The following is a 21,497-nucleotide window of genomic DNA, read 5'->3' on the forward strand; positions in this document are numbered from 1 at the left end:
GGTATTTTTTTATTTATTGTGGCTTAATGTATTATTGGTTGGAATGGACTCGTAAAAATGAATAGCCACCTCAAGACATAGACGCTTTTCGGGAAGAAGAAAGTCATTTCCTAATAAGTGAGTTAATTTTTCTAAGCGTCGGTAGAGTGTTTGTCTGTGTATATATAATTGTTTTGCAGTTTCTTCTTTTGAGCAGTTACACTTCAAATAAGTGGATAATGTTTTTAATAAATCAGATTTTTGACGATTGTCATAGGCGATGATTGTTTGTAAATGTTTTTTTATAAAGTTTGATAATAATGGCTGATCGTGTATACATCGGATTAATTGATACATTCCTATATCTTCATAGAATGCTTCGTTTGAAGGTAGGAGACGATTTACATCTAATGCGTGAAGTGCTTCTTTAAAGCTTTCATATAGGTGAGTGACTTTATTTTTAAATTCACCAAATCCGATGTAAATTTTAGATTTATTAGCTGATTCATAAAGAGTGTTTTTTAACTGTAATATGATTTTGTTCAAAATATCTTTTATTATTTTATTGGAGCTAAAAGATGTAGTTTCGGTAACACATAATATATAAATTTTATTATCCTTATTTAGAAATAAACTATGGATGTCTTGCTGTTGGAGAAGAGAACGTAATAATACAATGATGCTTTGATTTCTAGTTTCAATATCTTCGGAATCAATGTTTGATATATTATGATGTTCAATTTCACATAAACCTGGTATGAAAAGATATTGGCCTTTTTTCAATGGTACAAGTCCCATTCTAGTCATAGCCTGTTCTTCATTTTTGATTTTTTGATTAATTAAATCTAATAGGAAGTGGTTTTGATGTTTAAGATTACTTTCTTTCACATATAAGCTTCGTAATAAGATTTGAGCAATTGCTTTATTTGTATGCTCGAGAAGGATATTATGATAATCATTATTTTGACTTGGCAGTAGTAGCATCCCTATATAAGACATGGTTTGCCCGAAGCATATAATTGGTTGACATATAATCATCATTTCGTTATCAGTCTTAATTTGGAAAGGCTTTTGTGTTATATTATGTCGCTTTATAATTTCTTGTTTAAAGATTTCTATTGTTTTATTTGAAACTAATGAGGATCCAATAGGTATTGAATGGATTTTACCACCTATTGGATAATAGAAAATCGGGTGAAAAGTATGAATGTGTAGAAAATCGATAATATCTTGGATATCTGCCCATTGTAGAGTAAGCTCCTGAAGTGTGCGAGAAAATTCAGTTGCATCTTTGTTTAATTGGAATTGTTGATTAATAATTTGTGTTTGTAGGTCTTTAATGAGGTCAGTTAAATTTATACTATTGTTTATTGTAATAATTGGTAGGTTGTGGATGTTGGCAAACTCTATTAGATCACTAGGGATGGATTGAAAATATGGACCAAGTGAAATACATAATCCAGCGACGTCTCTCGTTAGTAAGTCAATCATATAAGATGAACGGACTTCAGCATTGTCATGGATTGCTAAACCAGTAGTTAAAATGAAATCATCTTTATTCGCACGCACATTTTCGCTAAACATATCTAGAATTTGCACCCAGCTAACTTCATTATGTTTGCCTTCATGTCCTGCTACAATTTGTGCACTGCTAAACAATGGTCGCCTTAGTACATCTTCAATTGTTAATTTCTCCGTATTTTTCATTAAATCACCCTTAGTTAATTTAAGATATTTGTAATATAATACCATAACCATAAGGTAAATTATACATAATTGTTATAATTTGTAACATTATGAAAGGTAAACTGTGTACGAAATGTACGATGATATGAAAGAACAATAAGTGTAAGATTTATTTAATATATAAGTTTAGCAAGATAGTAAAAAAAAATTGATAAAAATTTCTCATAATTAAATGGTTGGATTCATTAGCTTTTCATGTAAATAGAGCTGACTAAAAGTTATTTGAAATTTCAATTATAATACACTGATTAAAAGGAGTGAGGCATATTGAGTTACTATATGGAGATTGTGAATGCATCGAAGTATTACAAGAAATTTCATGCGATTAAAGAAGTAAGTTTGTCAATCAGTAAAGGAGAATTCCTCACAATCCTAGGTCCGAGTGGTTCTGGAAAAACATCATTGCTAAAATTAATAGCCGGTTTTGAACCATTAAGTAGTGGCTCTATTTTATTAAATAATCAAGATATAACGAATAAAAAAGTATATGAACGAAATATTGGAATGTTATTTCAAAACTATGCCTTATTCCCGAATATGACGGTTTATAATAATATTGCTTATTCACTTCGTATTAGAAAATTAGGTAAAGATGTTATTCATAAAGAAGTAGAAAGAGTATTGAAGATGGTTCAGCTTGAACATTTAGCAACACGATACCCGAATCAATTAAGTGGAGGTCAGCAACAAAGGATAGCTTTAGCGAGAGCAATCGTATTTAATCCACCTTTATTATTACTTGATGAACCATTAAGCGCCTTAGATAAGAATTTACGTGAACATATGCAGCTTGAAATTAAACATATTCAAGAGGGTCTTGGTATTACAACAATAAGTGTTACACACGACCAAAAGGAAGCGCTTACAATGTCAGATAGAATTTGTATCATGAATGAAGGTAGAATTGAACAAATAGATACTCCTTTAAATATTTATAAGCATCCAAAAAACAAGTTTGTTGCTGAATTTATCGGTGAAATTAATTTGCTTAAAGGTCAATGTGTGGAAGTTGATCAGACGTATGTTCAGGTTAAGCTACAAAATAACAAAGTAATTTCAATAGCCAATGATGGTTATTCCAATACATTGCAATCTCAAAATGTATATGTTGCCTTACGACCTGAGAATATACAAATTGTGAAAGAGGCAGGTCAACTACGAAATTCAATAAAAACAAAAGTAATTGAAACGGTGTATATGGGTGATTCAATTAAATTCATTTTGGAAAGTGATCAAGGTGAGAAAATTGTTGTCATTCTGCCATCATCACAAGCAGAACAAGCGATTAATGAGAAAGAATTTATCATTGGTTGGGATGCATCAGATGCAACAGTAATTGTCGATGAGCAACCTTCATCTAATAGGGACCTTTCGAAAGAAAAGGAGCTGGTTTGATGCTTGAGTTAAAAGAATCAAACTTAAATCATGTTCCGCAAAGAGGCTTTTCATTATTTCGGTTTTTGTCTAAGTTTTCAAAACTAAATTGGTTGCTTGTTATTATTCCAATGCTGTATATGTTTGTGATGGTTTTCTTTCCGATGATTCGCCTTTTTAAATTAAGTTTTTTCGATGATAGTGGCTTTACAATGGAATATATTTCGACTGTATTTACAAGCCCGGTATATTTACAAGTTATTTTATTAACCTTCAAGGTAGCGATTATTGTTACAATCGTTTCCTTGTTTCTTGCTTATCCTGTTTCGTATTTATTAGTACAAATTGAATCTGCTAGATGGAAGAAGGTTGTGTTTTCGGCTGTACTGATACCTTTTTGGATTAGTTTGTTAGTGAGAACCTTTTCGTGGAATATTCTACTTTCAGATCAAGGTGTTATTAATAAAACATTAATGAGTATAGGGATTATAAATGAACCACTCGCACTTATGTATAATACGACAGGTGTTGTTATTGGTATGACACATGTGCTAATACCATATATGATTCTTAGTTTATATGCTGTAATGGGAGGTATTGATCGTAATCTTTTGCTTGCTGCTGAAGGTTTAGGTGCTAGACCAAGTAGAGCATTTTTAGATGTCTTCCTTCCATTATCTTTACCTGGTATTCTTTCGGGTTCACTGCTTGTATTTGTATTAAGTTTAGGATTTTACGTTACTCCAGCTCTATTAGGGAGTGCAAATAATATGACGGTACCTATGTTAATTGAAAATAATATTAATGTAACATTGAATTGGCATTTAGCATCAGCGATTTCTTTTGCTTTATTATTTCTAACACTGTTGTTGATTTTAATCCCTGTTATTTTATTCCGTAAACATCCTTTAGTAAAGGATGTGTTGTAGATTATGTGGTTACGAATAGTCGTTTTCATAATAGTAGTTGCCATGTTGGCGCCAATTCTTACAATTATTCCAATCTCATTTACATCTGTTTCTTTCTTTCAATTTCCACCACCAGATTATTCATTAAAATGGTATCAAGCATTTATGGAGAATAGTAATTGGATAACAACTTTTGTTCGAAGTTTAGAGATAGCTTTATTTACTGCTATATTATCCACTATTTTAGGAACGATGGCAGCTTGTGCTGTAACTAGAATTAATTTTAAAGCAAAGCCAATATTCATGGCTTTAATGATTGCACCAATGATTATTCCGGTTATTATCGTTGGAATTTCAATATACTTTTTCTTCTCGCAAAACCATTTAACAGATACCATTCCAGGACTTGTATTAGCTCATTCTGTATTAGCTATACCAATGGTATTTATTACGGTTACTTCTAGCTTAAGAGGAGTAGACCGCAATCTAGAGTTAGCTGCTATGGGCTTAGGGTCAACACCAATTGAAGCGTTTTTTAAAATAACAGTTCCATTAATTAAACCAGCAATTTTATCAGGGATGCTAATTTCGTTTATTACTTCATTAGATGAACCTGTTATTTCTATTTTTATTACAGGTCCTTCTACCAAAACGTTACCTGTATTTATGTGGGAGAATTTGCGAACACAAATTGATCCAACAATTGCTGTAGCTTCAACTGTCATTATTATTTTAACTATTTGTGCATTTTTACTTCAAGAGATTGTATCATTACGCGCATCTAAGTTGAAAAATAAATCAAGTAATTAAAAAAATGGGGGTTGCAAGAAAATGAAAAAGAAATTTGGGATGATTGCTTTAGTACTTATGCTATTGCTAAGTATGGCTGCTTGTAGTAGCGATTCATCATCAGGGTCAGAGTCCTCGGATGACAAAGGTAAGAAGCAGAAATTAGTTGTAGTAGACTGGGGCGGAGCTATTACAGATTTACGTAAAAAAGTTATGTTTGAGCCATTTGAAAAGAAGTATAACGTTGAGATTGTTCTTGATACTCCAACTGATTATGGAAAGCTAAAAGCAATGGTTGAGAGTGGGAATGTAACATGGGATGTAGTAAAAATTGAGTCTTTCTTTGCGATGCAAGCTGAGGAAAAAGGGTTATTAGAGCCACTTGATTTCAATGTGATTGATAAAGAAGGAACAATTCCTGCAATGGTAACAGGTTCAACAATGGGGGTAGAATTGTTTACGAATACAATGGCGTATAGAGAGGATAATAAAAATAAGCCAAAAACGTGGAAAGAATTTTGGGATACAAAGAATTTCCCTGGAGCACGTTCATTATTCAAAGCACCAGCTGCTACTTTAGAGATGGCATTGCTAGCTGATGGTGTACCAGTTAAGGAGTTATATCCAATTGACGTTGATCGCGCATTTAAAAGTCTGGACAAGCTAAAGCCGCAAATCAAAACTTGGTGGAATGCAGGAGCTCAACCACCCCAAATGCTAGCTGATGGCAATGTTGCATACTCAGTAGCGTGGAATGGACGTATCGCTCTTGCTAAGAAAGATGGTTCTCCATTAGCACAAGATTACACAGAAGGCTTAATGCAAGGGGAGTCATGGGTTATTCCGAAGGGTGCAAAAAATGCTGAGTTAGCAAATAAGTTTATTGCATTTGTAGCAACTGCAGAAATCCAAGCAGAATGGTCAAGACAGACAGATTATTTACCAGCAAATTTAAAAGCGCTGGATTTATTAAATGATGATGATAAGAAACGTTTAGGAATTCCAAATGGTGAAATTTCAACAGACTATTTAGTAAACGAACAATGGTGGGTTGAGAATTACGAGGAAGTAAATGATCGATTCCAAAAATGGTTACTTGAATAGTATATAAAAAGTGATTAGGGCTGTCTCAAAAGTGAATTTTAATCACTTTTAGGACGCCCTTTTACGCTTTTTTAACCATTTGAAATCCGTAATAAAATAATATGATTTGCACACTAATGGAGTAGTCAAAATTATCGCTGCTTGGATATTTCTGAAGTTGTAATTGTTGAAGGAATAGTGAAAATTATTGTACAATACAAAAATACAATAAGTGATGATACAATAATGTTAATGTTATTTAATATAAGATATGAACTATAAATAAGAAGTAATTTCGTTATAATAATCCAATTGTAAAGAAGATAGTGAAACGATATTAAAGAGGAGATTATAATACATCATGATTAACAAACAAACAGACATCATGTTACAACCTAAGAAAGTAAGTGAATCGAAAGCGAAATTAATCGATTTAGTTTTACCATCCGATACGAATCATTATGGTACAATTTTTGGTGGAAAGGTTATGGCATATGCCGATAAAATTGCAGCTATTGCTGCGATGCGTCATTGTCGTCAACCAGTTGTAACAGTTCGTAGTGAGTCGTTTGAATTTCATGCTCCAATAAAAGCTGGTGAAGCAATTTGTGTTGAAGCAAGTGTCATTTGCGCTCATAGAACATCTATGGAAGTGCTTGTGCAAATTCAATCAGAGAATTTGATAACAGGTGAGAAGAATTTAACATCTAATGCATTTTTAACCTTTATTGCTATTGATGATCATGGTAAACCATCACCAGTACCACCGGTAATTCCTGAAACAGATGAGGAAATTGAACATTTCCAACAAGCAATGAAAAGATACAATGCTAGGAAAAATAAATAGTTTCTATCAAAATGAGTCAGGCTGTACTTTATGTATAGCTTTACTCATTTTTTTATTGAATTTTAGTTTTGGAGAACATTAGGTGGTGATGAAGGGGGATAGTGAAGTTATTGCGAATTACTACATTCGTCACAATTATCTGCATACGATAAGGGTATAAGATTAGAAGTGTTTAATTCATTAAGTACATGTGAGAGGGGTTATAAATCATGATGAACGAACAAACATCTAACGGATTTTTACCGAAAAAAGTAAGTGAATCAAAAGCTGAATTAGTCGATTTAGTTTTGCCACCAGATACGAATAATCATGGGACGATATTTGGTGGTAAGGTAATGGCATATGCTGATAAAATGGCTGCTATTGTTGCGATGCGCCATTGTCGCCAACCAGTTGTCACAGTACATAGTGATTCTTTTGAGTTTCATGCTCCGATAAAAGCTGGTGAAGCAATTTGTGTAGAAGCCAGTGTCATCTGTGCTCATCGAACGTCTATGGAAGTTCTCGTTCGAGTTTGCTCAGAAAATTTACTAACTGGTGAAAAAAAACTTACATCTCAAGCCTATTTAACTATGCTAGCTGTTGATAAGGACGGTCGACCATCTCCTGTACCTCCAATTATTGCTGAAACAGAAGAAGAGAAAAAGCATTATCAGATTGCAATGGAAAGATATAATGCTAGAAAAAAAGCTAATAAGAAATAAACGTAGCTTTAAGCGGTGGGGATTTATCTCCACCGCTTATTAGTAATTTTTAATGTGTAGGAAGGAAACTATAGTAGCCACAGCAGTTATGGACTGAATATTATAAGTATATTTGTTGGATAATAATAAAATGTTTAAGTATACTATGAGTATACTTTGTAGATTAGGGGTATACATATGGTGAAAGATAATATTATTGCTTTACATCAAAAGAATATTGCGGACGGGGCTGCTAGTTTATTTATCAATAAGGGATTCACTGCAACATCTATTAATGATATTTCTAAATTGGCAGGTTACAGTAGGAGAACGATTTATAAATATTTCGAAAGCAAGGAGGAAATTTTATATTACCTTATAATAGAAGGATTGGAATATTTGATTCAAAGTATTGAAGAAGGTTTCTGTTCGTGTAAGTCCTTTATCAGCAGGTATGAACATTATTGCGAATGCATGCTGTATTTTTATGAGAATTATCCAATATCAGCTCAATCAGTTGATCAATTTCAAAGTAAAGCATACTTAAATATAACACCATCGGTTGAACGGATTTTTACATTAGGAGAAAATATTAACGATATTCTGGCTTTATGGATTAAGGAAGGGAAAGAGGAAGGTGTATTGGAAGAATCTTTGGAGACCCTTCCAACTGTATATATTTTGTCATCAAATATTCATGCATTATTAAAGCTTATTACTACAAAAGGTTCTTATATATTAACTTATCTCCAGATGACAAAAGAAGAGTTTTTATCTCATGGATATACTATGAATCTTAAAAGTATTTTAAAATAGTCATCTATTTAAGTAAAGAAAGGTAGTAGATATACTACTGTTTATTAAAAGATAAGAAAGTATATAGATTTGTGCTGTGTCTAGCTCCAGCGCCCAGCGACTAGTAGATTTCGCCCATCTTCTTACGATAAGTCAACACGAAAAAGGCTACCGCCTCTTCGTGTTGACTTTATCTCAGTCGAAGTGCTCCAATCTATACGTCGCAAAACGGGCGCTTGCACTTTTCTTATTTGCATATAAATTAGTCATTTTAGTCACAAAGAGAGGTACGAATAGTATTCAAGTCGAATAACAAATATAGCTGGTTTGAAAGGAAGGATTAGAAATGGCTAATAAAACAGCTCAATCACAGAATGTTCACCAAGAATTAGAAACTAAGCTTAATCAAGTTATTACACAATTAATTGAATCGGGTAAAAAAGAAAACGAATTAAGTTTTGAAGAAGTAAACGAGAAGTTATTGCCATTTAATTTGGATTCAGATGAAATCGATGAAATTGTTCATTCGATTACAAGTCAAGGTGTAGCTGTTAAAGAAGAGCTCACTGAGGAAGATCCAGGAGAAGATCAGCTAAAAAAAATAGAAGAAAGTGATTTTCATGATTTTAGCGTAAACACTAATGACTTGGTTCGTATGTATTATAAGGAGATTGGAAATGTAGAGCTCCTTTCTGGAAAAGAAGAAATTGAACTTGCTCAAAAAATTGAAAATGGGGATGAAGAAGCGAAGAGTCAATTAGTAGAAGCAAATCTTCGTCTTGTAGTAAGTATTGCTAAGCGGTATGCGGGGCGTGGTATGACAATCCTTGACCTTATTCAAGAAGGAAACATGGGTTTGATTAAGGCTGCCGAGAAGTTTGATTATCGAAAAGGATTTAAATTCAGTACATATGCTACATGGTGGATTCGACAAGCTATTACTCGCTCAATTGCAGATCAAGCGAGAACAATCCGCATTCCAGTTCATATGGTTGAAACGATTAATAAGTTGATTCGTATTCGACGACAACTACATCAAGACCTAGGTAGAGAACCATCTCCTGAGGAAATTGGTGAGGAAATGGATTTATCACCTGAAAAGGTGAGAGAAGTGCTTAAAGTAGCTCAAGAACCTGTTTCGTTAGAGACGCCCATTGGTGATGAAGACGACTCTCATTTAGGGGACTTTATAGAAGATCAGGATGCAACATCTCCATCAGAACATGCAACATATGAATTATTAAAAGAACAATTAGAAGATGTGCTGGATACATTAACAGATCGAGAAGAAAATGTACTTCGTTTACGCTTTGGTATAGACGATGGAAGAACTAGAACTTTAGAAGAAGTAGGAAAAGTATTTGGTGTTACTCGTGAGCGTATTAGACAGATTGAAGCAAAAGCACTTAGAAAGTTAAGACACCCTAGTAGAAGTAAGACATTGAAGGATTTTTTATAATAATGATAGAAATCTATAGTTAAAGTTTATATGAAAGAAGGATAGATTTGAGCTGATCACTATAGCTTTATCTATCCTTTTTGTTTTTTTGAGAATGAATACAATTGTCCATGGTGTCTAAACAATAAGTTAAGTTAGACTTTCACTAAATTGTTCACATAATTCCTCAATATCCTTTTTTCGAGCAATAACTTGAAGCCATTCAGATGGAATATTTGTTAATCCGTAATGGAGTCCTGCCAGCCCACCTGTAACAGCACCAACGGTATCTGTATCTTGACCTAGATTAACAGCCTTTACTACAGCATCTTCATAAGTGCCTGTTGTTAATAAACACCATATAGCTGCTTCGAGTGTACTGATTACGTATCCAGTACTTGTTATTTCATTTATTGAAAGTCTAGAAATATCCTCTTGTAGAATACGCGTAAAATTCAGTAACTCTTTTTCGTTTTCTCTATTGAAATAGTGGTTTAGAATAACAGATTTCATACTATTATAGGCTTGTATAATGCTTTGCCCATTCATGATATTTAGTGCTATCTCTATATAGATTGAGCAGGCAATTTTTGAACGAATATGAGCATGCGTGATGCCTGAAACTTCCTCAACCGCTGTAAACTTCTCTTTGTTTGTTAAATTCTTAACATAGAAAGCTAATGGTAATATGCGCATGAGTGATCCATTTCCGTTACTATACTCATCTCTTTCTCCGGATTCTTTTGGAGCAACACCTTTCCTAATTTGGGATAGTACGTTAGACGTAGTGATACCAATGTCAAAAGCATGGATTCCATCATGAGTCCAATAGCCTTCATACATCCATTGGCAAAACTTTTGCTTCATATCTTCTATATTATATCCATTGCAAAGGCTTTCCATGGTACATAAGGTCATCGAGCTATCATCAGACCATGTACCTGGTGGTTTATTATGTGTGCCATAACCCTTCATGTTGGTTACTTTAGGAAAGGTTCCTCTGTTTAGAAACTCTACAGGAACGCCAAGTGCATCGCCAACGCAAAGTCCGAATAATGCAGATTTGATTTGATAAAGTGTATTAGTTGTCATGATAATCACCCTTTCCATTATATTTTCTCATATTTTAAAAATTACCTCTAGAATGACTTTAGTAAGTGAATTTGAATTTATATTTTTTAGAAAAATAAATAAATATGTTCCATGTTACATAATATTAGTATATAATAGTATTATGTAACATGATATAAGGAGAAAAACCGATGGAATATGTTGACGCATTGCGAAACACGAAGGATATTTCGAACATTAAAAGGTATTTAAAAAAGCATTCTGAAAGAGACTATGTACTCTTTGTTTTCGGGATTAACACGGGTCTTAAGATTACCGAGATGCTACCTCTTCAAGTAAAAGATGTGATGGATAGCCAAAATGAAGTGAAGAATTTCATAGAAATACCTCAAAAAGAGGGCTTATTAGGTAAAGATGTGTATGTAAATAAACAAGTAAAAATAGCTCTTCGTCATTACATCAAAGAACTAATGCTCAACAATGACGATTATTTATTCGCATCAATTAAAACAAAACAGCCTATTAGTCGGCAGCAAGCCTATCGAATTATTCACGATGCAGCAATTGAGGTTGGAATTCAAGGGAAAATTGGAACGAATTCAATGAGAAAAACATTTGGCTATCATGCTTATAAAAGGGGAGTAGCAATATCATTACTTCAAAAGTATTTTCATCACTCGACGCGTGCTGAAACACTTAAATATCTAGGGATTTCAAAGGATGAAGTGATCAAAACAGAAATTGACGTCAACTTATAATGTGAAGCTGTAATTGTTGGACAGGGAAACTCCATCAATTATTCATTTATTCAATCGGAATCTTTTTACCGTTTGTTGAAACAGAGTTAGCTAGTACTGGTAAGTCATGTTGCATACAACGATAAGGGAGGATGAAAAGATGAATATTCGAGAAAGTGAATTACCTGGTATTGGATGTAAATTTGAGGCGATTACAGAAGAAAATGAAAAGTTAGCAATCATCATACATGATGATGGTAGGCGTGAGCTTTATCATTTTGATTCAGAACATGAAGAGAGTGTCTCTAGTATTCGATTAAGTGATAGTGAGGCGCGAAAAGTTGCTTCAATATTAGGTGGGATGGTATATAAGCCAAAAGCGTTAGAAACCATTGAAATGGCATTTGATGGGCTTATGATTGAGTGGTTTAAGGTTGAACCGAATGCTCCAGTTATACAAAAAACAATTGGTGATCTTAGTATTCGTAATGCTTACAATGTTAATATCATTGCTGTTTTAAAGAACAATATGAAGAAATTATTTACCCCAGGTTCCGACTCTGTTATCGAGGTAGGGGATACTTTGGTCATTTCAGGTGAAAGGCCAGAAGTAAAGAAATTCATTAACGAATTACTAGGAAAAAGAGGTGATTCATAATGGTGAATGATTTAGTTCTTGAAGTTGGTACGGCGCTTATCTTAATTGCAATTGCTGCAATTATAGCGGGTAAATTAAAATTTTCCATCATACCTTTTCTTATTGTAATGGGTATGCTTGTTGGGCCACATGCTCCACAAATTGGAGTAATTGATCTTCGCTTTATAGAAAGCTATGAAATTATTGAATTTCTAGGCAGAGTAGGCGTGTTATTTTTACTTTTTTATCTTGGGCTAGAGTTCTCGGTGAAGAAGTTGGTTAAATCTGGGAAAAACATAGTTATTGGTGGAACCATTTATATAGCTATAAATTTTAGTTTAGGATTAATTTACGGGTGGGTTTTTGGTTTTCCTCTTTTAGAAATACTCATAATTGCCGGAATAATTACTTTTTCTTCGAGTGCCATTGTTGCAAAAGTGTTGGTGGACTTACGAAGAACAGGGAACAAAGAAACAGAGCTAATATTAGGGATTATCATGTTTGAAGATATTATTTTAGCTGTGTATCTCTCAATTGTTTCAGGCCTTGTATTGGGTAATTCTACATCATTTATTGGGACATTAACGTCCATAGGAATTTCACTAGGTTATATTTTGTTATTCTTCGTTATTGCTAGAAGGGCAACACCTCTATTAAATAAACTGTTAAGCATAACATCTAATGAAATATTTATCATTGTTATCTTTGCAGCTCTATTCTTTATTTCGGGTATATCAGAAACAATTCATGTAGCCGAGGCAATTGGCGCATTATTATTAGGTCTTGTTTTTTCAGAAACAGAACAAAGTGATCGTATAGAACGTCTAGTTGTTCCATTCAGAGATTTCTTCGGAGCTATTTTCTTCTTTAGCTTTGGATTAAGCATTGATCCATTCTCACTTGGAGAAGCTGTCTGGTTAACGATAGGTGCAGTTGTATTAAGCATAATTGGTAATTTTATTGCTGGTTTAGTTGCAGGGAGGAGAGCGGGGCTTTCTCATAAAGCATCGTCCAATATTGGATTAACAATCGTTTCGAGAGGAGAATTCTCGATCATATTGGCGAATTTGGCGATTGCCGGTAGTTTAATGAGTATTATAAAGCCGTTTGCAGCTTTATATGTTCTTATACTGGCTATTCTCGGACCTTTTCTTACGAAGGAATCGAAACGAATATATCTCATGCTAAATAAGGTGTTCAAATGGAGTCATAGTAAAAACACTCCAAAACAACATAATCATACAAGTTAAAGCAATCCTGCTTAAACAAAGGGTTAAGACGCGAATCCATTGTTTAAGCAGGATTTTGTATTTTCTGAAAAATGTTGCAACAAATGATGTATGTAATACGTTTACTATATAGGGTGCAATTTTTCGTTGTATCTTTAGTCCAACTATTGATTGCGGTTAGATTGAATTGGGTAAATGATACGCAAAGGAGGGAGCATAATTGAAAAGTGATGAACTTGAAAGGAAAATTCAAAATATTGAGCAAACCATTGTAACTTTAAATGAAGTATTAGTACAGTTAAAAGAGCAAAAGTGTGAAGCGGTTCAGGTTGAAGAAACGAAGATGAAACAACAAGAAGTGATTGTTAAACCAGTTCATGAAGAACAATCCATGCCTCAGCAGTCCATAGATGTAGTAACGCAGGTTGTCCAACGTAAGGAGGAGGAGAAAGAATCATTCGATTTACTTCGATTCTGTCAAACGTGGTTGCCGAGAATATTTGTGGGGATTATGATGCTCGGAGTTGTTTGGTTATTTAAAGCAGGAATAGATACTGGTTTATTGCAACCGCCAATGCGAATTGCCTTTGGTTTTATTTTGACAATAATCTTGTTCTTTGTTGGAGAAAGACAAATTAAGGCGAAGCGCCATAGACTAGGGTTAGTGCTTTTAGGTGGAAGTGTTGCAGCCATTGTTATTACAACATTTGCAGCCCATTATTTATACGCATATATACCAGCTTCAATTGCATTTATTTTGAATATTTTATGGATCATAGGTGGAATTTATATTTCTAACCGACATAAATCAGAGTATTTAGCAATATTTGTTTCAGTAGGGGCGTTTTTCGTTCCATTTTTAATTAATAGCACTGAACCAAATGTGTATGTGTTCTTAGGATATGAAATGTTATTAACGTTTTCGTTGTTATTTTATGCTAAATATAAGCTTTATAAGATTTTATATGTAACAGCATATACGGTTGCTCAAGTTGTAATAGGTACATTCTTGATTTTTTCACCTTTTGCTTCATTAAATCTAGAGTTAAGTGTTGTTTATAGCATTTGGCAAATAGGATTATATATGCATTTTAGTAAAGAGGATTCTTATATTGTTAATCAGAGACTTGGTATTTTTGCGATCAATGGAGTATTCCTCATCATGTTGATACGTGGACTAGACCAATATGTAACAACAAGTCTTTTAGTGGCGAGTATAGCTTTTCTAATAATGGTGTTTATAAGCTTGAGAAAAGATAAAAAAATGCTAGTATCTAATGTTGCATTTGCATTAGTAATGCTCTCAGTAGCTAGTATTATTACGCGTGAATTCGATGGAGATAGTCAGATTCTTCTACTATTAATACAAGGCTTCATTGCCATGTATTTAGGTTATATATTGAAGAATAAATATAAGGTCATTATCGGGAGCGTTCTTTATATAATTGGCGCTGTACCAACAATTGAAACACCTATTACACATTTAGCATCGACAATCGTACTCGCTCATATAATCTTAAACGCTACTTTACTTGTTATTTTTTATAAGATGGGAAAAAAAGTATTAGCAAAGTCGAAAATGAGATTTCAGCTATTTGTTTATGGTATTATGTGTATTGTTTTCGTTACATTAACGAAAATAGGTTATGCTGTTACAAATGACTGGGATGTGAATCAGGTTATCGTTTCATTTATATGGATGGTATACGCATCATGTACAATAGGGTTTGGACGGACTACAAAGGTTCATAATCTTTTCTCAAAAAATGAGATTATTTATATCGGTTTAGCTGTTCTGTTTATTACGGTAGGGAAATTATTCTTTATTGATTTACAAACAGTAAGCATGACAATTCGAGCTATTCTTTTCTTAATTATTGGTAGTATTGGAGTGGGGATTTCAAGACTGTTTTTTATAAAGAAATAGAATTTTATAGTGCTAGCCATCATTTAGGCAGCCGAAAAGTGAGTGAAGTTCACTTTCTCGGCTGCCTATAAGTATGGATATTCTGATGGCGAAAGTGGGTCTTGTTATCAAAATGTAAAAATATTAAGCTACTATTTTACTTTCACTTTTTTTCTTTTTAAAAATGATTGAATCTAATGCTAACATCTGACTTCCATTTATCATTATAAAAATGGCCAGTGCTAATAAAGCGATATCTAATTCATAACCTGCACCTTGTCCATTACCTAAAAAACCGGCTGCTAGTTTTACCTTCAATATTGCTCCTGCCATTAATACAATAAATAGTGCCGACACAAATCTACTGCCTAACCCAATCACTAATGCAATTCCACCAACAAGTTCAATTAGACCAACTCCATATGCCATAAATCCTGGTAAACCAATGCTCTCAAACCAACCAACTATATTCTCAATTCCATCTTGGAATTTTGCTAAGCCATGAATAAAAAATGTAATCCCTAATATTAACCGTAAAATTAATGTGCTTACTTCAAATTTATTAATCATTTATTATATTTCTCCCCATTAGTTCATTTTATTTAGTTATCATCCAAATTGCCATACACTATGACTTAAAGTGCCATAGCGATAGCTGCGATGTAATAAAGTTGCTTTTGGTTCGTTATTAGCTGCACCCATAGCATAAAAGATTGGAACAAAGTGTTCCTTAGCATAAGCAGGAACAGCCATATCGGCTGTTGGTGCTAAAGAATAATAGTCAAATAGGGATTCAGTATCCCAATTTGTTAAATGTTTCTCTAACCATTCATCAAAAGCAAGTGCCCATGTTTCAACTTCTCCATTGTCTTCCCATTTTAATGCGCGAAGGTTATGTACGGTTCCTCCACTTCCAATAATAAGTACATCTTTTTCTCGAAGAGACGATAAGGATTGCCCAATTTTAAATTGTTCTTTTGGTGATAGAGTAGGATTTACAGACATTGCAATTACAGGAATATCAGCATTCGGATATAGTTCTCTAAGAACAACCCATGCTCCATGATCTAAACCTCGATTTGTTTCTTTTTTAAACGGTACACCTTGAGTATGGAATAATTCTTCAATTTCTTTAGTAATTGAACTTTTCCCAATGGCCGGATATTGAATAGTATATAAAGCCTCTGGAAAACCTCCAAAATCATAAATGGTACTATATTGATCAACATCACTTACATGTTGAATTGTTGATTCCCAATGAGCTGAAAAAAGAACTATGGCTTGAGGTCTCGGTATAGAGCGACCTAAATCTTTTAAAAATTGTGTGTATTCGTTAGTTTCTATTGCTAATAGTGGTGCTCCATGAGCGATAAAATAAGATGGTATCAAGATTATTACCTCCTTGTATTTAAAACAATTATTTTTTGTATATGATTTACAGTTTTCTTGTTGCCTCGATTAAAAATTTCTACATTAATCTATTAATAATCACATCCTCTTCTAATTCAAATGCAGAAAGTATTCTTAAAAGAATATAATATTCATATTAAGAAACTTATAAAGAAAAATAAAAACCTGAAACTTAGGTAATTTGTTTTCTTATGTGAATATTTGTTTTTTAAAAGATAACAAAAATATAGTTAGATTGTCAATACTTTTTTTGCTATTATAGAAATATATTCTCTATTAGGAAACATTTGAGGTGGTTAAGTTGGATATTGGCTCAAAAATTCGTACTATACGAAAACGAAAGAAAATTACTATTGCACAAATGTGTGAATCAACAGGGCTTTCAAAAGGGTTTGTCAGCAATGTTGAGAATAACAACACTTCTCCATCCATAAATACGTTGCAAACAATTGCTAGCTTTTTGAAGGTTCCTTTATCTTATTTGTTGTTAGAAAAGGAACAACATATGAGGGTTGTAAGAAAAGATTCAAGAACAAATTCTTCATTTAATGGTTTAAAGGTTGAACATTTAACTTCAAGAGCAGGCTTAAAAATGATGATTGTGGAATTACCTCCGGGTACTTCTATAGGGGAGCCAAATGCACATCAAGGAGAAGAATGTCATTTAGTTTTAGAAGGCAAAATATTAGCAGAACAGGGAGAAGATTCGGTAGTTGTTGAAGAAGGGGATTCTTTCAGTTGGAATGCAAGTGTACCACATTACGTCAAAAATATTGGTGATACAAAAGCAGTTGTGTTAATTTCTGTCTATTCAGATGCGGAGCTTAGTGACATATTGTAAAAGTAAACGAAAAAGGTGGAGGAAAACGAGTTGTTTTTCTCCACCTTTTTTAAAAGATAAGAAAGTATATTATTTTAGCGTCGTCTAACCTTACACCTGCTATGCTCGAAAATAAGCCAATCTGTTTCGAAAACCAAAAGAGGGTTTTCAAGAACAGTTCGCCTTATTTCTGCCGCATAGCTCTTTTTTGATTTGGAGTAGCCCAAGAAGCATAAACATCAATCAAAAAAGACCGGTGACGGTTTTTCTTAATTTCAGCTATTCAAGTACATCTGCTCTTTTAATAAAGAAAGCAATAATTAAACCAATAACTGAAGCAACAAAAGCAAATAAGAAGGCATTTTGAATACCTGCTACGAGAGATTCTGCTAATACTAGTGGATTAGCAGGATCAGTTGCATCTGCTATATAGTTTTGTTGACCTGATGACATGATGCTAATAGCAATAGCTGTTCCAATTGCACCAGCAATTTGGTTTAATGTGTTCATAACAGCAGAACCGTCAGGATAATATTTCCTTGGCAATTGATTCAAACCATTTGTTTGTGCTGGCATCATAATTAAGGCAATTCCAATAAATAATACAGTGTGGAACAGAATGATGATTATGGCTTCTGTAGAAGTAGTGATTCTTGATAAGAAAAAGCTCATAATTGTTGTTAAGATAAACCCAGGAATAACAAGCCATTTCGGACCATACTTATCAAATAACTTTCCGCAAATCGGAGACATAATTCCATTCACTATACCACCAGGCAATAATACAAGACCTGCTGCAAAAGCAGTAAGAGCTAGCCCACCTTTTAAATACATTGGTAAAAGAATAGATGAAGCTAAAATAATCATCATTGCAACAAATACCATTACTACAGCAAGTGAGAATAATGGATATTTGAATACTCGTAAGTTAATCATTGGTTGTTCCATTTTCATTTGACGTAATGAGAATAGAATTAGACCTACAACACCTACTGTAATAGAAATAATGACGGTAGAATGTGTCCACCCACCCGTTCCTTCTCCTGCAGAACTAAAGCCGTAGACAATTCCTCCAAATCCAATAGTTGAAAGAATGATAGAAAGAATATCGATTTTTGGTTTTGTAATCGTTGAAACGTTTTGCATAAATACAATTCCAAAGCCTAAAGCAAATATAAGTAGAGGTAGACAAATCCAGAAAATCCATTGCCATCCTAAGCTATCAACGATTAATCCAGAAATGGTCGGCCCAAGCGCTGGGGCAAACATAATGACAAGTCCCATTGTACCCATAGCCGAACCACGTTTATGAGGTGGGAATATCACCAAAATAACATTTGTCATAAGTGGTAAAAGTAGACCTGTTCCAATTGCTTGTATAACACGAGCAGATAATAATAATTCAAAGTTGAAAGAAAAAGCTGCTACCAATGTTCCAAGAATAGAGAACACAAGGGATGCTATAAATAACTGTCTCGTTGTAAACCATTGAAGTAGAAGACCTGATACTGGTACTAAAATTCCTAGAACGAGTAGATAGCCAGTTGTTAACCATTGCACGGCTGACGGTTCAATTCCAAATTCAGTCATAATATTAGTAAAGGCCATATTTAGTGCTGTTTCACTAAATAAGCCAATGAATCCACTCATCATTAAGGCAATCATGATGGGGCCTGTTTTTATTTGTTTCTTCTCTAGAGTTGTAGCTTGATTGTTAGTGCTCAAAAAATTTCTCCTCTCATATTCATCGTATTAATTAGACCAGTCTATATAATTTGTTTGTAATGAAAAGAAATAGCTTTTTTAAGCTATCTCTTCAATAATAAAGGGATACTTTCAGACATAAGGAGAAGGGGTTGCCCATTTTTATTTGTAAGTGAACGGGTAATACTACCTTCAATCATGGAGCTAATTACAATACTAATGTCGTTTGCTCGTTCTTCAGTATATCCATTTTTAATTAACTTCTGAGCATAAATCGCTTCAATTCCCTCGAATGCACTTTGACAGGCTTTTCGTAAAGGCTCACTTTTTAATGAGGTTTCTGCAGCAAGTAAACCGATCGGAACACCTTCAAGTTCATCAATTCGATCAAAAAGAGCGGAAAGTTCTTGAATTAAATGCTGAAATGCTTCTACTGGATCAGAGTATAATGCTAGTTTCTCTTTTGTATCAGTTTTAATGATTTGGCTCATAGACTGTACGGCTTCTATAGCAAGCTGCTCTTTACCATTTGGAAAATGATAATATAAAGAACCTTTGGGTGCGCCACTTTCTTTTAATATTTGATTTAAGCCTGTAGCATGGTAGCCTTGTAAGTTAAAAAGGCGAGAAGCTGCTTCAAGTATACTTTCACGAGAGTCTCGTTTGTTACTCATGCACATTACTCCTTGAATTGAATTATAACGACTGGTCTAGATAAATTCTTAGACTGATTAAGTCTAAAGGAAGCGTGATTATATGTCAAGATTGTTAACTTACAAAAAGTAAATGCATCAATCATAAAGCACCTGTTTCGGTTTTTTATTTTTTACATAATTCTTTTTACTATATTAAAAGTTTGTTAATAATTTATTCACAACTAAGGACTATGATGTAATTAAGAAAAAGTTAAAGATAATTCGAATTACATAGGAGGTACTTACAATGAAAGATTTTAATAAAGAACATTCTGAACAAGAATTTAACAATGATAAAAACACAAATGAAATGGAGACGGTACAAGAGGAGTCTACAATAAAAGAAGAAATGAATAATGAGCCAGAAAAAATCGTTATTAATGAAGAAGTTAAAAAAGAGTCTACTACACCACCTCAACAACGAAAGCCTAAATCAGGTAAATCAAAAGGTTGGATGAAAACGATAAGTGCGGGGGTTATTGGTTCGGTTTTAACATTATCGATCTTGCCATTTACAGATTATCCTGAGTGGATTAATCAACCTACCAATCAGACAGAACAAGCAATCAGTAGCGCAAAAGATACTGGACCAGTTAAGGTTCAACAAACATCAACAGCGACTTCCAATCTTGCCGATATGGTTGAGAAAGCATTGCCTGCTATTGTCGGAGTTGTAAACATTCAACAAGCTCAACAAAACAATTTCTTTTTACCTCAAGAAGGTCAGCAAGGACAACGAGGTCAGCAAGGTAATAGTTCTGATGAGGGTGTGGAAACAGGATCTGGCTCAGGTGTAATCTTTAAGAAAGATAATAAATATGCCTATATCGTAACGAATAATCACGTTATTGAAAATGCTACAGAAATTGAAATTTCACTAGAAAGTGGAGAAAAAACAAAGGCACAATTAATTGGAACAGATGCATTAAGTGACTTAGCAGTACTAACTATCGATGCTAAATATGCTAAATCAACCTTAAGCTTTGGAGATTCATCAGCATTACGTGTTGGTGAACAAGTGGCAGCAATCGGAAATCCTTTAGGTCTAGATTTCTCTAGATCTGTAACGCAAGGAATTATTAGTGCCCTAGATCGTTCTGTATCAGTTTCTACTTCAGCTGGTGAATGGGCAATGAACGTATTACAAACAGATGCAGCAATTAATGCAGGTAATAGTGGTGGAGCACTACTAAATACTGCTGGTCAAGTAATTGGTATTAATAGCCTAAAAATCTCTCAAAACGGTGTAGAAGGTCTTGGTTTTGCGATTCCAAGTAATGATGTAGTTCCTATCATTAATGAAATTATAAAAAATGGTAAAGTCGATCGTCCATACGTAGGTATTGGCTTAGCGAGTCTAGATGAAATACCAAGTTACTATTTACAAAACTTGCCTCAAAATGTTGAGGGCGGAGTAATGGTAACGAGTGTTGATCAAAATTCAGCTGCTGGTAAAGCTGGTTTACAAGTTCAAGACGTTATTGTGTCGATTAACGGTCAAGATGTAAAAAGTTCAACGGAATTCAGAAAGTATTTATATACAAACTTAAAAGTGGGAGATAAAGCAACTTTGAAAATTTATCGTCAAGGTAGCTTGAAAACAGTGTCTTTAACATTAACAAGCAATAGTGGTCCAACAAGCTAAA

At 33.7% G+C, this 21,497-nt stretch carries 20 protein-coding genes; 14 read left to right on the forward strand and 6 right to left on the reverse strand.

The genetic code is table 11. The features are described 5' to 3' along the window. Positions 1-9 precede the first annotated feature (9 nt). Positions 10-1,686, reverse strand: coding sequence for a PucR family transcriptional regulator (locus TX86_RS06785; protein ID WP_042347452.1), 1,677 nt, complete (start codon positions 1,684-1,686; stop codon positions 10-12). 306 nt (positions 1,687-1,992) lie between these two features. On the opposite strand from TX86_RS06785, the gene TX86_RS06790 reads away from it, so the two are divergent. From TX86_RS06790 to rpoD, 8 genes are all read left to right on the forward strand, one after another. Beyond that, positions 1,993-3,120: an ABC transporter ATP-binding protein gene (locus tag TX86_RS06790; RefSeq protein WP_230203584.1), complete on the forward strand. Its 1,128-nt coding sequence runs from the start codon at positions 1,993-1,995 to the stop codon at positions 3,118-3,120. Next, complete coding sequence (locus tag TX86_RS06795) at positions 3,120-4,028, forward strand: ABC transporter permease (RefSeq protein ID WP_042347453.1); 909 nt, start codon at positions 3,120-3,122, stop codon at positions 4,026-4,028. The genes TX86_RS06790 and TX86_RS06795 overlap by 1 nt, the downstream gene beginning before the upstream one ends. Positions 4,029-4,031: 3 nt before the next feature. Further along, positions 4,032-4,817, forward strand: coding sequence for an ABC transporter permease (locus TX86_RS06800; protein ID WP_042347455.1), 786 nt, complete (start codon positions 4,032-4,034; stop codon positions 4,815-4,817). A gap of 21 nt (positions 4,818-4,838) precedes the next feature. Beyond that, positions 4,839-5,900, forward strand: a complete 1,062-nt coding sequence (locus TX86_RS06805; RefSeq protein WP_042347456.1) for an ABC transporter substrate-binding protein — start codon at positions 4,839-4,841, stop codon at positions 5,898-5,900. A gap of 340 nt (positions 5,901-6,240) precedes the next feature. Beyond that, positions 6,241-6,726, forward strand: a complete 486-nt coding sequence (locus TX86_RS06810) for an acyl-CoA thioesterase (protein ID WP_042347457.1) — start codon at positions 6,241-6,243, stop codon at positions 6,724-6,726. Positions 6,727-6,935: 209 nt separating this feature from the next. Continuing rightward, positions 6,936-7,430 (forward strand): acyl-CoA thioesterase, encoded by a 495-nt coding sequence (locus tag TX86_RS06815; protein WP_081707589.1) that lies wholly within the window; start codon positions 6,936-6,938, stop codon positions 7,428-7,430. 177 nt (positions 7,431-7,607) lie between these two features. Next, on the forward strand, positions 7,608-8,225 hold the full coding sequence (locus TX86_RS06820) for a TetR/AcrR family transcriptional regulator (RefSeq protein WP_230203585.1): 618 nt from the start codon (positions 7,608-7,610) through the stop codon (positions 8,223-8,225). A gap of 325 nt (positions 8,226-8,550) precedes the next feature. Then, positions 8,551-9,663: an RNA polymerase sigma factor RpoD gene (gene rpoD, locus TX86_RS06825; protein WP_042347459.1), complete on the forward strand. Its 1,113-nt coding sequence runs from the start codon at positions 8,551-8,553 to the stop codon at positions 9,661-9,663. 129 nt (positions 9,664-9,792) lie between these two features. Here rpoD and TX86_RS06830 read toward each other — a convergent pair whose 3' ends face one another. Then, complete coding sequence (locus TX86_RS06830; RefSeq protein ID WP_052343566.1) at positions 9,793-10,734, reverse strand: ADP-ribosylglycohydrolase family protein; 942 nt, start codon at positions 10,732-10,734, stop codon at positions 9,793-9,795. 170 nt (positions 10,735-10,904) lie between these two features. On the opposite strand from TX86_RS06830, the gene TX86_RS06835 reads away from it, so the two are divergent. From TX86_RS06835 to TX86_RS06850, 4 genes are all read left to right on the forward strand, one after another. Then, on the forward strand, positions 10,905-11,471 hold the full coding sequence (locus TX86_RS06835) for a tyrosine-type recombinase/integrase (RefSeq protein WP_042347461.1): 567 nt from the start codon (positions 10,905-10,907) through the stop codon (positions 11,469-11,471). Positions 11,472-11,610: 139 nt separating this feature from the next. Beyond that, a complete protein-coding gene (locus TX86_RS06840; RefSeq protein WP_042347463.1) occupies positions 11,611-12,108 on the forward strand; it encodes a cation:proton antiporter regulatory subunit in 498 nt (165 codons plus the stop codon). Positions 12,109-12,110: 2 nt separating this feature from the next. Beyond that, on the forward strand, positions 12,111-13,337 hold the full coding sequence (locus TX86_RS06845) for a cation:proton antiporter (protein WP_042350255.1): 1,227 nt from the start codon (positions 12,111-12,113) through the stop codon (positions 13,335-13,337). 199 nt (positions 13,338-13,536) lie between these two features. Further along, the gene (locus tag TX86_RS06850; protein ID WP_042347465.1) at positions 13,537-15,243 is read left to right on the forward strand and encodes a DUF2339 domain-containing protein; all 1,707 of its coding nucleotides are present in this window, start codon (positions 13,537-13,539) and stop codon (positions 15,241-15,243) included. A 123-nt stretch (positions 15,244-15,366) separates the two neighbouring features. Here the strand turns inward: TX86_RS06850 and TX86_RS06855 are convergent, their stop codons facing one another. Together TX86_RS06855 and TX86_RS06860 are read right to left on the reverse strand one after the other, a co-directional pair. Next, positions 15,367-15,792 carry a DoxX family protein gene (locus tag TX86_RS06855; RefSeq protein ID WP_042347467.1) on the reverse strand — a complete coding sequence of 142 codons (426 nt, stop codon included), beginning with the start codon at positions 15,790-15,792 and terminating at the stop codon, positions 15,367-15,369. Positions 15,793-15,831: 39 nt separating this feature from the next. Further along, positions 15,832-16,611, reverse strand: coding sequence for a DODA-type extradiol aromatic ring-opening family dioxygenase (locus TX86_RS06860; RefSeq protein WP_042347469.1), 780 nt, complete (start codon positions 16,609-16,611; stop codon positions 15,832-15,834). Between the two features lie 322 nt (positions 16,612-16,933). Here TX86_RS06860 and TX86_RS06865 point away from each other — a divergent pair, with 322 nt between their 5' ends. Beyond that, positions 16,934-17,473, forward strand: a complete 540-nt coding sequence (locus TX86_RS06865) for a helix-turn-helix domain-containing protein (RefSeq protein ID WP_042347471.1) — start codon at positions 16,934-16,936, stop codon at positions 17,471-17,473. A 258-nt stretch (positions 17,474-17,731) separates the two neighbouring features. On the opposite strand, the gene TX86_RS06870 is transcribed toward TX86_RS06865, so the two are convergent. Next, positions 17,732-19,117, reverse strand: coding sequence for a DHA2 family efflux MFS transporter permease subunit (locus TX86_RS06870; protein ID WP_042350257.1), 1,386 nt, complete (start codon positions 19,115-19,117; stop codon positions 17,732-17,734). A 143-nt stretch (positions 19,118-19,260) separates the two neighbouring features. Next, positions 19,261-19,830: a TetR/AcrR family transcriptional regulator gene (locus TX86_RS06875; RefSeq protein WP_042347473.1), complete on the reverse strand. Its 570-nt coding sequence runs from the start codon at positions 19,828-19,830 to the stop codon at positions 19,261-19,263. 268 nt (positions 19,831-20,098) lie between these two features. On the opposite strand from TX86_RS06875, the gene TX86_RS06880 reads away from it, so the two are divergent. Next, entirely contained in the window at positions 20,099-21,496 is a 1,398-nt protein-coding gene (locus TX86_RS06880; RefSeq protein ID WP_081707590.1) for a S1C family serine protease, read from the forward strand. The last annotated feature ends 1 nt before the right edge of the window (position 21,497 follow it).

The organism is Bacillus massiliigorillae, assembly GCF_000380245.2.
Lineage (GTDB): Bacteria > Bacillota > Bacilli > Bacillales > DSM-1321 > Bacillus_AD > Bacillus_AD massiliigorillae.

Coding starts and splice junctions, on each gene's coding strand:
- TX86_RS06785 (WP_042347452.1), bottom strand. CDS start 1,686: ATGAAAAATACGGAGAAATTAACAATTGAAGATGTACTAAGGCGACCA.
- TX86_RS06795 (WP_042347453.1), top strand. CDS start 3,120: ATGCTTGAGTTAAAAGAATCAAACTTAAATCATGTTCCGCAAAGAGGC.
- TX86_RS06800 (WP_042347455.1), top strand. CDS start 4,032: ATGTGGTTACGAATAGTCGTTTTCATAATAGTAGTTGCCATGTTGGCG.
- TX86_RS06805 (WP_042347456.1), top strand. CDS start 4,839: ATGAAAAAGAAATTTGGGATGATTGCTTTAGTACTTATGCTATTGCTA.
- TX86_RS06810 (WP_042347457.1), top strand. CDS start 6,241: ATGATTAACAAACAAACAGACATCATGTTACAACCTAAGAAAGTAAGT.
- TX86_RS06815 (WP_081707589.1), top strand. CDS start 6,936: ATGATGAACGAACAAACATCTAACGGATTTTTACCGAAAAAAGTAAGT.
- TX86_RS06820 (WP_230203585.1), top strand. CDS start 7,608: ATGGTGAAAGATAATATTATTGCTTTACATCAAAAGAATATTGCGGAC.
- rpoD (WP_042347459.1), top strand. CDS start 8,551: ATGGCTAATAAAACAGCTCAATCACAGAATGTTCACCAAGAATTAGAA.
- TX86_RS06830 (WP_052343566.1), bottom strand. CDS start 10,734: ATGACAACTAATACACTTTATCAAATCAAATCTGCATTATTCGGACTT.
- TX86_RS06835 (WP_042347461.1), top strand. CDS start 10,905: ATGGAATATGTTGACGCATTGCGAAACACGAAGGATATTTCGAACATT.
- TX86_RS06840 (WP_042347463.1), top strand. CDS start 11,611: ATGAATATTCGAGAAAGTGAATTACCTGGTATTGGATGTAAATTTGAG.
- TX86_RS06855 (WP_042347467.1), bottom strand. CDS start 15,792: ATGATTAATAAATTTGAAGTAAGCACATTAATTTTACGGTTAATATTA.
- TX86_RS06870 (WP_042350257.1), bottom strand. CDS start 19,117: ATGATTGCCTTAATGATGAGTGGATTCATTGGCTTATTTAGTGAAACA.
- TX86_RS06875 (WP_042347473.1), bottom strand. CDS start 19,830: ATGAGTAACAAACGAGACTCTCGTGAAAGTATACTTGAAGCAGCTTCT.
- TX86_RS06880 (WP_081707590.1), top strand. CDS start 20,099: ATGAAAGATTTTAATAAAGAACATTCTGAACAAGAATTTAACAATGAT.